Raw genomic sequence first — 14,983 nt, forward strand, 5'->3', positions numbered from 1 at the left:
ACAGCTGGTTCTGGCCGGCGATGGACTTGATCAGCGCCAGGGCATCGGCTTCGCTCAGGCCGTCATCGAGGCCGAGCACGCTGGTGCCCTTGATGCTGTCGGGGATGACGCTGGCGCTCAGGGCTTCGAGGGAATCGAAACCGAGGCTATTGAGCATGGCTTGTTCGTCGCCGGCGCGCGGGCCGATGTGGCGGGCGATGAATTCGTTGGCAGTGGTCAGATTGACTTGAGTCATGTCAGCGTTCCTCAGGCTTCGGCGATCAGGCGGTCGTAAGCGGCTTGATCCAGCAATTGGCCAACCGCCGCAGCGTCGGCAGGTTTGAAGCGGAAGAACCAGCCTTCACCCAGAGGGTCTTCGTTGACCAGCTCCGGAGCGCTGTCCAGCGCCGGGTTCACTTCCAGTACTTCACCGTCCAGCGGCATGTAGACGCCGCTGGCCGCTTTTACCGATTCCACGGTGGCCGCTTCAGCGCCTTTGTCGTAGGACTGCAGCTCCGGCAGTTGTACGAAAACCACGTCGCCCAGTGCGTTCTGCGCGAAAACGGTGATGCCGACAGTGACAGTGCCGTCAGCTTCGGTGCGCAGCCATTCGTGATCTTCGGTAAAACGCAACTCGCTCATGGAAACTCCTAAGGGGCCAGACTCGTCTGGTGGACGCTAGTGAATGCTTGGGCAATGCCCTGATGTATGAGGCGTTACTTAGCAAGAACACGGCCAACATAAATTTATCTATATAAATCAATATCTTATGAATGTTCTGTGGTGAGCGGATTTTTCTGGCTGTAGCGAAATCGCTACAGCCGAGCGCAAAGAAAAAAGCCTTGGGGGATCAAAGCCTTGTGGGTAGCAGATCAGGAAGGTGTGTAGCGATATCGTTCCACTGTAGCGCTTTCAGTACAGGTGGAGGTCGCTTTTGGCACGTTTCCAGGCCGAACGCCGGACCTGTGGGAGCGAGCCTGCTCGCGATAGCGGTGTTTCAGTCGACATCAATGCTGAAGGAAGTGCCGCCATCGCGAGCAGGCTCGCTCCCACAGTGGCAATATTTCAGGGTTTGTTGGGAATGCCGTACTTGCGCAACCGGTGGGCGATTGCGGTGTGGGAGGTTTGCAGGCGGCTGGCCAACTGGCGGGTCGATGGGTAGCTGACGTAGAGCTTTTCCAGCAGGTCTTTCTCGAACGCATCCATCGCCTGTTCGAGGCTGTCGACATCGTGGTCGTTTTGGCGCGCCACCGAAGTGCCGGCGATATCGAGGTCGCCGATATCCACCAGACTGCTTTCACAAATGGCCGCGGCACGGAAAATGACGTTCTGCAATTGACGCACATTGCCCGGCCAGTGGTTGCCCAGCAGCGCCGGGTAAGTGCCTGGCGCCAGGCGACAGACCGGGCGCTGGATCTGTGCGCACGCCTGCTGCATGAAGTAGCGGGCCAGCAGCAGGATGTCCTGGCCACGCTCACGCAAGGGCGGTACTTCAACGTTCAGGACGTTGAGGCGATAGAACAGGTCTTCACGGAACAGACCTTCGCTGACCATTTTTTCCAGGTCACGGTGGGTCGCACTGAGGATGCGCACATTGACCTTCACTTCGCGATCGCCGCCGACCCGACGGAAACTGCCGTCGTTGAGAAAACGCAGCAACTTGGCCTGCAAGTACGGCGACATCTCGCCGATTTCGTCGAGGAACACCGTGCCTTGGTTGGCCAGCTCCATCAGCCCCGGCTTGCCGCCGCGTTGTGCGCCGGTGAAGGCGCCGGGGGCGTAGCCGAACAGCTCGCTTTCGGCGAGGTTTTCCGGCAATGCCGCGCAGTTCAACGCCAGAAACGGTGAGTTGTGTCGTGCGCTGATGGCGTGGCAGGCGCGGGCCACCAGTTCCTTGCCGGTGCCGGTTTCACCCTGGATCAACAGCGGCGCATCCAGGGCCGCGACCCGTTGCGCGCGGACCTTGAGCGTACGGATCACCGGCGATTCGCCCAACAGCGCATCGAACCCTTCGGCGTGATCATGGTGCAGCGCCGACAGGCGTTCGCCGATGCGGTTGGGTTGATAAAGGGTCAACAGGGCGCCGGCATCGGTGATCGGCGTGGCGTCCAGCAACAAGGTCTGGCCGTTGACCGTGACTTCCCGCAGCGGCAAGCGAAAACCCTGTTCGAGCAGGGCATCGAGCAGTGCCGGATCGGCGAACAGGTCGGCAACGCTTTCACCGGCCGGCTCACGGCCGTACAGGGCAATCAGCGCCGGGTTGGCCAGCAGCACCTTGCCGTCGCTGTCCAGTGCCAGCACCGGGTCGGTCATGGCCGCGAGCAGCGCGTCGAGCTGCAAGTGCCGGCGCTGGCCCGGCAGGATGTCGACCACCGTCATCGCCTGCACCCCACGCACGCTGAGCAAGGCGTCGCGCAATTCTTCGAGGACTTGCGGGCTCAGGGTCGGGGCATCGATATAAACGTTGGGCGGCACCATTTCCACCGCATCCAGATTGAGATTGCGCCCACCGAGCAGGGCCAGGACTTCCTGGGTGATTCCAACGCGGTCGATAAAGCTGACGTGGATACGCATGGGGCGGTTTCAGGTTCTGGGGGCGAAAAGCGGCAATTATGCCTTGGGGGAGGGTGTTTGGTGAAATCCTGCGCAGTCGTCACGGGCAACAGTTGCCCCTCTGTGGGAGCGAGCCTGCTCGCGATGGTGTGTCAGTCGACATCAATGCTCAATGACACTCCGCCATCGCGAGCAGGCTCGCTCCCACAGGTTTTAGGGTAACTTGCCCATCACATCGCAATTGCAGGGCGTGCCTCTATGAAGCTGTCGCTGAAATTTCAACCACCCTACGACTGGCCCGCCATGTTCGGCTTTCTTTCGGCGCGGGCGATTGCCGGGATGGAAGAGGTGGTCGGCGACGTCTATTCGCGCAGCATTGGTTTGAACGGTGTTCCCGGCACCTTGTCGATCACGCCCGAGACGGCGGACTCACTGGCATTGACACTGGATTATCCCGATCCAACGGCGGTGCCGCAGATCGTCGCGCGAGTGCGGCGGATGTTCGACCTGGATGCCGACCTCGGCACCCTGCAGCGGCACCTGGCGTTTGATCCTCTGCTGGCGCGATTGATTGCCGAGCGTCCCGGCTTGCGCGTGCCGGGAACCTGGGACGGGTTGGAATTGGCGATTCGTGCGGTGCTGGGGCAGCAGATCACGGTGGTTGCGGCGATCAAACTGGCCGGAAAAATGGTGGCGCAATACGGGGCACCGCTGGCCTCGCCGCGAGGTGGCCTGACCCATGTGTTTCCCGAGGCCAAGGCGTTGGCGGGCGTGGATCTGGCGACACTGGGGATGCCGAAAAGTCGCGGCCGTACACTGTCGGGCCTGGCGCAGGCATTGCTCGATGATCCGGCGTTGTTCGATCCCGATCGCCCGGAGGGCGTGGCGCGCTTGCGGGCGTTGTACGGCATCGGCGACTGGACGGCGCAATACATTGCCCTGCGGCAGTTGCGTGAGATGGATGGGTTTCCGTCGGGGGATGTCGGCTTGATCAACGCCTTGTCGGCGCTTGAGGGGGAGAAGGTGACGGCTCGGCAACTGCTGGCAAGGGCTGAAGCATGGCGGCCGTATCGAGGGTATGCGGCGCAGTTGCTCTGGACTTCGTTGAGTCGGTCGGATTGAGCCGTTTTCTATGTTGTTTGTTCTGGCCCTATCGCTGGCAAGCCAGCTCCCACAGTTTTACGCGATCCCTGTGGGAGCTGGCTTGCCAGCGATGACTATTTAACAGTCACCACCACTGCGGGCGATGGGCACCTAACTCACTGGCTCCCAGCACCCACTGCAAGGGCGTGTCGGTGATTTTCATTGGCACCTGCAACCGATGCGCCGGCCCCCACGGTGTCTGCTCGACCAGCACACCCTGATCACCTGCATCTTCCGGACGCAATGGCTCTGCGGTGCCGGGGTCGTGTTCGATCAGCAACTTCGCTGTGCGTGCCAGCGATAATCGCGCCGATCCGCCTTGCCCGTTGCTCAAACGTTCGCTCAGCAATTTGATAGCGCTGGCCGCCATCAGGTATCCGGTGGCGTGATCGAGGGCCTGCACGGGTAACGGCGTTGGTTTGTCCGCGTGTTTCCAGTGCATGCCGGCATCGGCAATGCCGCAACTCATCTGTACCAGGCTGTCGAAGCCCCGGCGGTTCTGCCACGGGCCGCTCCAGCCGTAGGCGTTGAGGCAAACATCGATCAGGCCGGGGGCGAGTCGTTGCCGTTCGGCGAAACCATAACCCAGGCGCTCCAACGCATCGGCGCGATAGCCATGCAGCAAGATATCGGCGTGCTTGAGCAGGTTGTCGAAAACGCCGCGGTCGACCTTGTCATGCAAGTCCAGGCGCGCACAGCGTTTGCCCAGGGTCATTTCCGGCACCACGCCCGGTTCGTTCCAGCTCGGTGGATCGATACGCAACACATCGGCGCCAAGGCCGGCGAGAAAGCGACTGGCGACGGGACCGGCCAGTACTCGGGTCAAATCCAGCACCCTGATCCCGGCCAGCGGTCGGGCTACCGAACCCTGCCATGTTTTACCCGGCAGGTCGTGGCCGTGGGTGAACCGGACCAGCGGCTCGGCGTTCACCGCGCGGCCTTGCGGGTGGGCTTGCCACTCCTGGAGGCTGCGCATCTCGGCGGCGCAGCCTCCTGCATCGACCACCGCCTGCTCCAGATCGCTGCTGGCCCATTGCGCCACTTTGCTGGCCATCGCGGCACGGTCGGCGCAGGTGCCCAGGACCGATTCGGCTGCGGCGCGGTGGTGGGGTGCATTGGTGTGAAGGCGAATCCAGCCATCCCTGGCGGCGTAGTCACCGGCGACAGGATCCCACAGCGGCGGAACGCTCCAGCCTGTCGGACGCAGGGAGGTCGAGAACCAGAACGAGGCCAGGCGTCGGTCGACTTCAAGGCCGGGCAAGTGCCCGGTTTGGCGATGCAACAGCTCGCCGATGGCCTGGCCGGCGACGGCGATACTGGCGCAGGCCAGATCGGTGACGGCGAACGCCGAGGGCAGGGCGCCCGAAGAGGTGAAGGTTACAGGTGTGGGCGGCAAGCCGAGTGCGGCTTGAATGGACGTGAGTAGATCAGTCATCGAAGGCCCTCCGAAAGAGAGCCACATGATAGATCGTTCCCACGCTCTGCGTGGGAACGCCTCCCCGGACGCTCTGCGTCAGATGTTGGGACGCGGAGCGTCCCGGGCTGCATTCCCACGCGGAGCGTGGGAACGATCAGACAGGTGGTGATGTTTATACGCGGAACTGGTCCATCAGCTTCATTTGCTGGGTGGTCAGGTTGTTGAGCTGGCTGCTGATCTGCGCCGATTCGGTCGCCTGCCCGGTCAGGGTTTCGGTGACGGTACGGATGGCCGAAACGTTGCGGTTGACCTCTTCGGCCACGGCGCTCTGTTGCTCGGCGGCGCTGGCGATTTGCAGGTTCATGTCACTGATGACGGTGACGGCGTCGCTGATTTTGCTCAGCGCCTGAACCGCCTGCTGGATCTGCCCGGCGTTGCCATGGGCCTGGGCCTGGCTCGAATGCATGGTGGCCACCACGCCACGGGTGCCGGACTGGATGCGTTCGATCACCACGCGAATTTCCTCGACCGAATCCTGGGTGCGTTTGGCCAGGTTGCGCACTTCATCGGCCACCACTGCAAAGCCGCGACCGCTTTCACCGGCGCGGGCGGCTTCAATCGCCGCGTTGAGCGCCAGCAGGTTGGTTTGTTCGGCAATACTGCGGATCACTTCCAGTACCGAGCCGATCTGCTCGCTGTTCACGGCCAGGGCTTCGACTTCAGTCACGGCCTTGCTGACTTCATCGGCCAGTTGATTGATGTCGCGGGTGCTGCGTTCGATGATCTGCATGCCGTCGCGGGCCGACTGGTCGGCGCCCTTGGCGGCACTGGCCGCGTTCGATGCACTGTTGGCGACATCGTGGGCCGTCGCGCTCATCTCGTTGGAGGCGGTGGCGACCTGGTCGATTTCGCGGAACTGCACCTGCATGCCTTCACTGGTCTGACGGGCGATTTCCGAAGACTGGTCGGCGGTGCCGCGGGCATCGGTGATGCTTTGCTTGATCTGCGCAATGGTCGGTTGCAACTTGTCGAGGAAGCGGTTGAACCAGCCGACCAGTTCGCCCAGTTCATCCTGCTTGCTGTAGTGCAGGCGTTGAGTCAGGTCGCCGTCGCCGCTGGCAATTGCCTTGAGCATTCCGGCCACGCTGTTGATCGGGCGGGTGACGCCTGAAGCGGTCAGCCAGATCAGCAGCAGACCGATCAGGCCGGCAATGATTGCAACGCCCACGGCCTGCATCGTGCCGGTTCGCTGGGCGTCGTCGAGCACGCCTTGCAGTTTCACCGAGTCGGCCAACAGAACCTGTTTGGGCAGGTCGATCACCACGCCCCAGGCCTTGGCATCGGCAATCGGGCTCACCGGGTAAACCGCACGGATCAGGTCGCCTTGCTGGAGCACTTTCGACGCGCTGCCACCGAGCAACTGCATGATGTCTTTGCCGTCCGCGCCGAGTGTCTCATCAATCTTTTTACCGACCTTGCCAGCGTCGGCGCTGTAAGCGGCGAGCACGCCAGTGCCGGAAACGATCAGCATGTGCCCGGCGCTGTTGAACAACTCGCGCTGGGAGTCGACGGAGGCTGCTTGCAGGGCGTCGAGGGCGATGTCGATACCGACGACGCCGATGGCTTTGCCATCGACCAGCAACGGTACGGAAATGGTGGTCATCAACATTTCCTTGCCGCCCACGGTATCGGCGTAGGGGTCGAGCAGGCAGGTGCGTTTGGTATCACGGGGGCAGGTGTACCAGACGTTGTAGGGCGTGCCGCTGAGATTCAGGGTGGTCTTGGTCATGTCCTCTTCGACCATGATCGTGTTCAGCGCATCCCCACCGGCGCGGCTCCAGTACGTGGCGAAGCGACCAATCTCGTTGGACTGGCGGGCCGCGTCATTGACGAACTCGCTGTCCTTGCCGTCCAGGCCATTGGGTTCGAACGCCAGCCAGATCCCCAGCACTTTGCTGTTGCGCTCGAAAGCGGTTTTCAGGCTCTGGTTCAGCTCTTCACGCAGGGCACCGGGCTCCAGGGAGCGTTTGGCGGCCATGTTGCGCATGTCCTTGATCTGATCGCTCAGGGCGGTCACCACCGTGAAGGTCTCGCCGAACGTCTTCTGCACCCGCACGGCCTGTTCGGCTGCCTTGGCCTGCAGCAGATCCTGCACGCTGTCGGTGAGCATCTTGCTGCTGGAGGCGCTGACCAGCTCATTGTTCTGGCTGGTCTGGTAGACGTTCATGCCCTCGATCAGCGCGACCACGCCGAGCAGACACAGACCGGAGAGCAGGACAACTTTCAGGCGGATGGACAGTGAGTCGAACATGGGACGAACTCGCGAGTGAATGAGTGTTGGCGGTGAGTCGGGGAGACGCGAAACGCCAAATCCATTCAGCGCTATTCATTACACATCGGCGTTATAACAGGGATGCATGAGCGGGAAACAGACGAACGGTAGCGGTTGAACGTTTGCGCGGGAAAATGTGCTGAAAAGCGTATTAAAACGGGGGAATGTCGCGAGAAAGTCAGTTTTTTCGCGCCGGGGGTTTCCTGGCGAGACCAGATCCACAGATTGCCCAGCGCCATACCGGCAATCGTCAGGTAGAGCGGCCAGCCATGATTGAGCATCCACAGCATCAGCGAGGCGCACAGCAGCATGCTGACGGTTGCACTGACCTTGGCCCGGCGCGCGATGATTTTGCCGTTGCGCCAGTTACGGAGCAGGGGGCCGAACAGCCGGTGCCGTTCCAGCCAGGCACTCAGGCGCGGTGAGCTGCGGGTTGCGGCCCAGGCGGCCAGCAGGATGAATTCAGTGGTGGGCAGGCCGGGGATGACGATGGCGATCAGGCCGATACCGAGGCTGACATAGGCCAAAAGGCCGAAGAGCAGGCGGGCGAGTTTGGAAGAAGCAGGCATGGGCTCAGGCTTGATTGGGAACACTCTGTAGGAGCGAGCACGCTCGCGATGGACGCCAACGATAACGCTGGCTGCCTGACACCCCGCGGTGTCTGGACCTCCATCGCGAGCGTGCTCGCTCCTACAGGAGAGGGGGGGGATCAGGCGATTTCCGGGGTGTAGGCCTGTTCCAGCAGCACGGTAAAGCGGTTGAAGGCGTCGATGGCGCCCTTGTCCAGCTCGGCTTCCTGTTCTGCGCTCAGCTCAAGCCCGTCGAGGGTTTTGACGAAGCGTTTCCAGCCTTCGGCGCGGCCACCGGCCGGTTCACCCAGGTGACGGGCGCCGAAGGTTTCGCTCAAGCCCAGGCCCACCGCACGCTTGATCAGGAATGCCGCGCCAAGCTTGGAGCCTTCGGAGACGAACAGCCAGCCCAATGCCTGAGCCAGAGTCGGATGACTCACCGCCCCGGCAACCGGTGCCGGTACGTCGGTGTCCAGGTCCGCCAGATCGGCCTTGGCCGCCTCGGCGCGGCAGCGAGCGGGCAGGTCCGCAACGAGGGCGGTCAGCTCGGCATCGTTGTACAGCGCCACCAGTTCCGACTGGAACAGGTACTGCGCCACGACGAAACGGGCGAAGCTGGCCCGGGTTTCGAACGGCGCGTGGGCTTTGACCAGCGCGTCGAGTTTGCTGTGGGGTTCGTGGGTGATCTGGTTCAGCCGTTGCGAGCGCAAGGCCGGACGTTGGGTCGTGTCCTGAGTGGTCATGAAAAATCCTTGAGAAAGAGAAGCGTCTGGTAACGAGACGAACGAGAGGGCGCCTGACAGTAAAAAAACTCGCCGCACGACCTCCGTTCATCGTGCGGCGAGGTGACTGGGGCTCAGATGTCCCAGATCAGGTTGACCGCGAAATTGCGTCCCGGCTGAGTCAGTCGGTCAAGGTTCGCCGGTTGCGTCACCGAGGCTTCGCCGACACTGTCGTAGCCGCGCACGTCGTCCCACAGCCAGTACTTCTTGTCGGTCAGGTTGTAGACGCCACCGCTGACGGTCACGTCGTCCGTCACCTTGTAGTAGGCGCTCAGATCCAGGATGCCGAAGCCCGGCGTCTTGAACTGGCTGCTGACACCGTCCGGCGATTTGAAATTAGTGTCGTCGACACGATCCTTGCGCTTGACCAGGGTCCAGCTGAGCAGGCCGCCGTAGTTTTCCTGGTCGTAGCCGAGGCCGAACACGCCGGTCATCGGGTTCACACTGTTGAGCGGCTCGCCCGTGTCGTCGTTGCGACCCCAGGCATAGGCCACCGAGCCCTGGGTGTAGAGCCCTTCAGGTGCGCCGAAGGCATCCAGATTCAGCCGACCTTTAACCTCCGCACCCTTGATGGTGGCGTGCTTGATGTTGGCGCTCTGGAAGGTCGGTTCGTCATAGCCGGGGGTGACGGCATCTTCATTAATGAAGTCGCGGTACTTGTTATAGAACACCGCCACATCGAAGGAGCCGTGCTCGAAATTGCCGCGCAGGCCGGTCTCGTAGCTTTTGCTGGTTTCCGGCTCCAGGTTCGGGTTGGGTTCCACGCGGTAGCCGGCCGCGGTGTTATCGAAGCGCCCGTACAGTGCCTTGGCGGTCGGCGTGCGGAAACCTTCGGCGTACTGGCCGTACCAGGTGTATTCATCGGTCAGGGCATAGGTCAGGCCGAACTTGGGCGAGACGCGGTGCCAGGTCTTGTCGTCGTCACTGACAGTGCCGCGACCATCGGCGGACACCGTGTTGAGAAATTCCTGGGTGATGTCTGGCTTGAGTTGGGTGTAGTCGTAGCGCAGGCCCGGCAGGAAGGTCCACTTGTCCCAGCTGATCTGATCCTGGGCGAACAGGCTGTAGGTATTGATGGTCGGGTCCGGGAAGTCCGAGGATTTCTTCAATACGTCGGCGCTGCTGATGGCGCCGATGGCGGTGCAGCCGCGACCGACCGCCAGGCAGGTGCCATTGCCGCTACGCGAGCCGGTGACTTTCTGCTGCTTGATGGTGGTGCCGTAGGTCAGCAGGTGCTCGGTGTCGGCAATGCTGAAGGCCTTGTCCAGTTGGGCGTCGAACACCCACTGCTTTTCTTCGTAGATCGTATCGCGGGTCCGCAAGACCTTGCGGGTGATCGGGAAGTAGACCTCGTCGGTGCTCTGATCGGTCTTGGCGATCTGGTGATTGAGGCTCCACTTGACGTTATCCACCAGCAGGCTGTCGAGGGCGAAGCTGTGCTCCAGTCCGAAGCGTTCACGGGTAATGGTGTCGTTACCGGTGCGCGACTGGTACATGCCGCCGGGCAGCACGCTGGCGGGAATGGTCGGCGCGCCAGCAAAGTAAGGTCCGCCATAGGCGCTCTTCTGATCGGTGTCGCGATCGTCCTTGTACTTCTCGTAGACCAGGCCCAGGCGTGCGTCGTCCTTGTAATCCCAGCCGACCTTGGCCAGCACGTTGGTGGCGCGCACGTCTTCCGGGTTGGCGGCAGTGCGGGTCAGGCCGGTGCTGTTGTTGCTGTCGTAGGATTCGGTTTCATGACCGTCGCGCTGGCTGTAGTGCAACAGGCCGTCGAACTGATCGGCGCGACCGGCCACGGTGGCGGACTTGAGCCAGCTCTCGTCGGCGGAGCTGTAGCCGGTCTTGAGGCGCGCGCCGACGTCCTGGCCGGGCTTGATGATGTCGTCCGGGTCGAGGGTGAAATAGCTCACCGCGCCACCGATGGCATTGCTGCCGTACAGCACGGATGCCGGACCGCGAAGGATCTCGACGCGCTTGACGATCTCCGGGTCGACGTAGTTGCGCTGGGTCTTGGCGTAAGGACCGTTGAAGAAGCCGTTGGGGATTTCGACGCCATCGATCTGCGTCAGCACGCGATCACCGTCGATGCCGCGGATGTTGTAGCCGCTGATCCCGCCCCGCGTGCCGGCACCACCAACCGAAACGCCCGGCTCGTAGCGCACCAGGTCCTTGATGGTGTTGACGTTGTTGCGGTCCAGCTCTTCGCGGGTGTGAACGGTGACCGTGCTGGGCACGCTGCTGACATCCTGCTCGTTACGGGTGGCGCTGATGGTCACCTGTTGCAGGTTGAGGGTGCCGGCGCTGCTGCGTGGTTCCAGCACGATGTTGTTGCTGCCCAGTTTGCGATAGCCCAGGTTGGTCCCCACCAACAGGCGCTCCAGGGCTTTTTCCGGTGGCAGCGACCCGCGCACGCCCGGCGACGTCACACCTTCGGCCAATTGCGCCGGCAAACCCACCTGCCAGCCTGTCACCGCGGTAAAGGCATTGAGTGCCGAGACCAGCGGTTGCGGCGCGATGGCGAACGAATAGTCGCCCATGTTGCGGCTGGGCTGTTCGCTCGTGGCGGCCATGACCGGCGCTGTGCCGGCCATCAGGATGGCGGCGGTCAACAGCGACAGCACGCGAGAAGGTGAAGAGGACTGGCGGGTAAGGCGAGAGGACATCGATAGCGCTCCGTGTCGCACGAATCTTTATAGGTGCTGATTGGCATTCAAAGATGCGAATCAATTGCATTGGCTATAACGAGACGTACGAGGTTCGGCTATCGAGTAAAAATAATTCTCATTTGAGAATTCTGCCTAGTTCAGGATGACCAGCGCGGGGTATTCCTTGAGTTGCGCCGACGTGATGTGGGCCAGCGAACGGACCACGTCGAGGGGTTGATCGAGCCGGTAGTTTCCGGTGACGGCGATGTTCGCCAACTGCTCGTTGTTGTTGATGATCCAGCCCGGATAGTAGCGGCGAAGTTCGGCCAGCACCTGGCCCAGCGGGCAGTTCTCGAAAACCAGTCGACCCTGGACCCAGGCCAGGTCCGTGGCGGCATCGAGTTTGGCCGGGCGGTCGAAACCGTTGGGACCTATGCGAATACTTTCCCCGGCGGTCAGCCTGATCCGCGCGTCGTCGCCGGTGGCACGCAAGTCGACATCACCGCGTTGCACGCGAACCTGCGTCACACCATCGAGGTAACGCACGGCGAATGCGGTATCGCGGACGCTGGCGGTGACCGGCCCGGCATCGATTTCCAGCGCCTGCCCGCGATGGGGCGGCACCTCGAAAAACGCCTCACCCTGGTACAGGCGCGCCACGCGTTGCTGATCATTGATGGTGCTGGAAAACGCCGAATTGGTATTGAGCAGAACCTTCGAACCGTCTTCCAGTTGCAGACGCTGGCGCTCACCGACGACGGTCAGGTGATCGGCCCGCAGGCGCAGCGGCAGATCGCTGAAGCTGAACAGGCCGAGGATCAGCACGGCAGCAGTGGCCAGCGGTTTCCAGTGCGGGCGCAGGCGTGACAGCACAGTGACTTTGGCAGGCTGCGACGCCAGGTGTTGCGCGCACTGTGTGACTTGCGCTCCATTCCAGATCGCCTGGGCCCTGGCGAACGCCTCGGCATGCGCCGGGTCGGCCGCCAGCCATTCGTGAAACAGGCGGGTCTGTTCTTCGCTCGGGCTGTCCAGCACGATCAGCCAGTCCAGGGCCTGGTCCATCGCATCTGCATTGGCCTGCGCCGCAGAGGGCGAAGGGGAGCGGTGGGTGTCCGTCACGGTGTTTCCTCGGCAGTGTCTGTGCACGGCTGTTTTTTCAGTCAAGCGCAAAAGAGGGGCAAGGGTAGCCCTGATGAACAAGGCCGTCGAGCCACGGACGACTCAGCGGCCGTCGTCTCGCTCGGCGACGCCGATGCAGATCGTCATGATCAGTTTCAGTTCTTTTTGTACGGTGCTGAGCGACACGCCGAGTTCTTCGGCAATCTCCAGGTAACTGTGACCGTGCAGGCGGCTGAGGATGAAAATCCGTTGCTGGCGAGGGCTGAGTTGACTGAGGCGCACGTTCAAACGCTCGAGCAGTTGTTCGGCATGGGCGGCGTCCTCGGCATTGCTGGCAGGGGCGGCGACGCTTTCCACGACGTCCACCGGCACATCGTCGACCATGGTGCGCGAGTGAATGCGCCGCGCGCGCAAATGGTCCAGTGCCAGGTTGCGCGCAGTCTGGAAGACAAAGGGCTCAAGGTGATCGATGGCCCGATCGCCAAGTGCACGGGTTACGCGCAGGTAGGTTTCCTGCAGCAGGTCTTCGGCGGTGCTGTGGTTGTTGACCATCCGCTCCAGCGTGCGCAACAAAGAGACTCGCTGGGTGATGAAGACGTCGTTGAAGCGCGATTGACTCACGGGAGGTCCTGATCCATTTCGAGCGAATGATAATGCTTATCATCCACTAGAGTGGTCAAGCTTTGATTTTTGCGCAGGTCACGCGCGACCTTGCAAATAGGTCGCGTAATCCGGAATCCGGTGCGTGTGTGCCTGGTCCATCAACGGGCTGCTGAGCAGGTAATCGGCACTGCATTCGTTGCACGCGACCGGGATGTTCCAGACTGCCGTGACCCGCAGCAATGCCTTGATATCCGGGTCATGTGGCTGCGGTTCGAACGGGTCCCAGAAGAACACCAGCATGTCGACCCGCTGCTCGGCGATGCGTGCACCGAGTTGCTGGTCACCGCCCAGCGGTCCGCTGATCATGCTTTCCACGGGCAGGTCGAGGCGTTGTTGCAGCATCAGTCCCGTGGTGCCGGTGGCCACCAGTTCGTGTTGGGCGAGCCGTTCTTTCTGGCGTGCGGCCCACTCCAGCAAAAACACTTTGCAGTGGTCATGGGCGACCAGGGCGATTCGCTTGCGCGCCGCCATGTCCCGTTGCGTGAAGCTGATGCCGATCATTGCGTATGGCTCCGATAACAGGGTGTTTGGCGTTTGGCGTTTGATGTTTTGTAGGAGCCAGGCTTGCCGGCGAAGGGGCCGTTGAATATTGCACGATTTCAAGGACGTCTTCGCCGGCAAGCCTGGCTCCTACAAGTAGGGGGGAGGGCAATCGCGGTTTTACTCGGCGTTGCACAGTGCCAGGCAGTTATCGAGCATGCGGTTGGAGAAGCCCCACTCGTTGTCGTACCAGGCCAGCACCTTGAGCAGCTTGCCGCTGGTCTTGGTGTGGTTGGCATCGAAGATTGACGACAGCGGGTTGTGGTTGAAGTCGCTGGAGACCAGCGGCTGGGCGTTGTAGCCAAGGATTTTCGAGTGCTGGCTGGCTTGCTTGAGTAGCGCGTTGACGTCCTCGACGCTCGCTTCCTTCTTCAACTGAACGGTCAGGTCCACCAGTGACACATTGATCACCGGCACGCGCACCGCCATGCCGGTCAACTTGCCCGCCAGTTCCGGCAACACCAGGCCGACCGCTTCGGCGGCGCCGGTCTTGCTCGGGATCATGTTCTGCGTGGCGGAGCGGGCGCGGTAGGGGTCGCTGTGGTAGACGTCGGTCAGGTTCTGGTCGTTTGTGTAGGCGTGGATGGTGGTCATCAGGCCGCTTTCGATGCCCAGTTCGCGATGCAGCACCTGCGCCACCGGGGCCAGGCAATTGGTGGTGCACGAGGCGTTGGAGATGATCTGGTGCGACTGGCGCAGGATGTCGTGGTTGACCCCGTACACCACGGTGGCATCGGCGCCCTTGGCCGGTGCCGAGATAATCACTTTGCGTGCGCCGGCCGTCACATGCGCGGCGGCTTTGGCCCGGTCGGTGAACAGACCGGTGCATTCGAATACCACATCAATTTTTTCCGCGGCCCAGGGCAGGTCGGCCGGATTGCGAATGGCGCTGACCGCAATACGGTCACCATTGACGGTCAGACTCTCATGGTCGTGTTGGACATCGGCGTCGAACGTGCCGTGAACAGTGTCGTACTTGAGTAGATGAGCGTTGATAGCGCTGTCGCCCAGATCGTTGATGGCGACGATCTGCAAATCCTGACGGTAGCCTTGGGTATAGAGTGCGCGCAGAACGTTGCGGCCGATGCGGCCAAAACCATTGATTGCGATTCGAAGAGTCATATGTCAGCGCCACCGTCGTTTTGTTGTTGGAATTACAAGATTATTCGCAAAAAAATAGAAAACAAGCCTTTTTAATGGCAATATTTTGTTCAATCTACAACGAGTGACCTGAATCAACT

General features: G+C 61.7%; 12 protein-coding genes and 2 pseudogenes. 1 reads left to right on the plus strand and 13 read right to left on the minus strand.

The window, feature by feature from the left end; all coding sequences use genetic code 11:
* From ACQKP2_RS19260 to ACQKP2_RS19270, 3 genes are all read right to left on the minus strand, one after another.
* Positions 1-235 (minus strand): hypothetical protein (locus tag ACQKP2_RS19260; RefSeq protein ID WP_427578655.1); only part of this gene is annotated, 235 nt, incomplete at its 3' end.
* A gap of 11 nt (positions 236-246) precedes the next feature.
* Positions 247-621, minus strand: a complete 375-nt coding sequence (gene gcvH, locus ACQKP2_RS19265; RefSeq protein WP_427578657.1) for a glycine cleavage system protein GcvH — start codon at positions 619-621, stop codon at positions 247-249.
* A 423-nt stretch (positions 622-1,044) separates the two neighbouring features.
* Positions 1,045-2,553 (minus strand): sigma-54-dependent transcriptional regulator, encoded by a 1,509-nt coding sequence (locus tag ACQKP2_RS19270; protein ID WP_427578658.1) that lies wholly within the window; start codon positions 2,551-2,553, stop codon positions 1,045-1,047.
* A 237-nt stretch (positions 2,554-2,790) separates the two neighbouring features.
* Here ACQKP2_RS19270 and ACQKP2_RS19275 point away from each other — a divergent pair, with 237 nt between their 5' ends.
* On the plus strand, positions 2,791-3,654 hold the full coding sequence (locus tag ACQKP2_RS19275) for a DNA-3-methyladenine glycosylase family protein (RefSeq protein ID WP_427578660.1): 864 nt from the start codon (positions 2,791-2,793) through the stop codon (positions 3,652-3,654).
* A gap of 106 nt (positions 3,655-3,760) precedes the next feature.
* Here the strand turns inward: ACQKP2_RS19275 and ACQKP2_RS19280 are convergent, their stop codons facing one another.
* The 10 genes and pseudogenes from ACQKP2_RS19280 to gap all read right to left on the minus strand — a co-directional run bounded on the left by ACQKP2_RS19280 (position 3,761) and on the right by gap (position 14,864).
* A complete protein-coding gene (locus ACQKP2_RS19280) occupies positions 3,761-5,110 on the minus strand; it encodes a CoA transferase (protein WP_427578661.1) in 1,350 nt (449 codons plus the stop codon).
* 154 nt (positions 5,111-5,264) lie between these two features.
* Entirely contained in the window at positions 5,265-6,020 is a 756-nt protein-coding gene (locus ACQKP2_RS19285; protein ID WP_427578701.1) for a methyl-accepting chemotaxis protein, read from the minus strand.
* Between the two features lie 150 nt (positions 6,021-6,170).
* Positions 6,171-7,403 (minus strand): annotated as a pseudogene (locus ACQKP2_RS19290) (chemotaxis protein); the annotation flags it as partial.
* Between the two features lie 218 nt (positions 7,404-7,621).
* Positions 7,622-7,993: pseudogene (locus ACQKP2_RS19295) on the minus strand (YbaN family protein); the annotation flags it as partial.
* A 140-nt stretch (positions 7,994-8,133) separates the two neighbouring features.
* On the minus strand, positions 8,134-8,736 hold the full coding sequence (locus ACQKP2_RS19300; protein WP_427578663.1) for a biliverdin-producing heme oxygenase: 603 nt from the start codon (positions 8,734-8,736) through the stop codon (positions 8,134-8,136).
* A 113-nt stretch (positions 8,737-8,849) separates the two neighbouring features.
* Positions 8,850-11,438 (minus strand): TonB-dependent receptor, encoded by a 2,589-nt coding sequence (locus ACQKP2_RS19305; protein ID WP_427578664.1) that lies wholly within the window; start codon positions 11,436-11,438, stop codon positions 8,850-8,852.
* 135 nt (positions 11,439-11,573) lie between these two features.
* Complete coding sequence (locus tag ACQKP2_RS19310) at positions 11,574-12,539, minus strand: FecR family protein (RefSeq protein WP_427578666.1); 966 nt, start codon at positions 12,537-12,539, stop codon at positions 11,574-11,576.
* Positions 12,540-12,641: 102 nt separating this feature from the next.
* Positions 12,642-13,160, minus strand: a complete 519-nt coding sequence (locus ACQKP2_RS19315; protein ID WP_427578668.1) for an RNA polymerase sigma factor — start codon at positions 13,158-13,160, stop codon at positions 12,642-12,644.
* A gap of 78 nt (positions 13,161-13,238) precedes the next feature.
* Positions 13,239-13,703 (minus strand): methylglyoxal synthase, encoded by a 465-nt coding sequence (locus ACQKP2_RS19320; RefSeq protein WP_427578671.1) that lies wholly within the window; start codon positions 13,701-13,703, stop codon positions 13,239-13,241.
* Positions 13,704-13,862: 159 nt separating this feature from the next.
* A complete protein-coding gene (gap, locus tag ACQKP2_RS19325) occupies positions 13,863-14,864 on the minus strand; it encodes a type I glyceraldehyde-3-phosphate dehydrogenase (protein ID WP_427578673.1) in 1,002 nt (333 codons plus the stop codon).
* Between the last annotated feature and the right edge of the window lie 119 nt (positions 14,865-14,983).

The sequence above is a fragment of the Pseudomonas sp. NPDC089569 genome, from assembly GCF_050280625.1.
GTDB lineage: Bacteria > Pseudomonadota > Gammaproteobacteria > Pseudomonadales > Pseudomonadaceae > Aquipseudomonas.

Coding starts and splice junctions, on each gene's coding strand:
- gcvH (WP_427578657.1), bottom strand. CDS start 621: ATGAGCGAGTTGCGTTTTACCGAAGATCACGAATGGCTGCGCACCGAA.
- ACQKP2_RS19270 (WP_427578658.1), bottom strand. CDS start 2,553: ATGCGTATCCACGTCAGCTTTATCGACCGCGTTGGAATCACCCAGGAA.
- ACQKP2_RS19275 (WP_427578660.1), top strand. CDS start 2,791: ATGAAGCTGTCGCTGAAATTTCAACCACCCTACGACTGGCCCGCCATG.
- ACQKP2_RS19280 (WP_427578661.1), bottom strand. CDS start 5,110: ATGACTGATCTACTCACGTCCATTCAAGCCGCACTCGGCTTGCCGCCC.
- ACQKP2_RS19285 (WP_427578701.1), bottom strand. CDS start 6,020: ATGCAGGTGCAGTTCCGCGAAATCGACCAGGTCGCCACCGCCTCCAAC.
- ACQKP2_RS19300 (WP_427578663.1), bottom strand. CDS start 8,736: ATGACCACTCAGGACACGACCCAACGTCCGGCCTTGCGCTCGCAACGG.
- ACQKP2_RS19305 (WP_427578664.1), bottom strand. CDS start 11,438: ATGTCCTCTCGCCTTACCCGCCAGTCCTCTTCACCTTCTCGCGTGCTG.
- ACQKP2_RS19320 (WP_427578671.1), bottom strand. CDS start 13,703: ATGATCGGCATCAGCTTCACGCAACGGGACATGGCGGCGCGCAAGCGA.
- gap (WP_427578673.1), bottom strand. CDS start 14,864: ATGACTCTTCGAATCGCAATCAATGGTTTTGGCCGCATCGGCCGCAAC.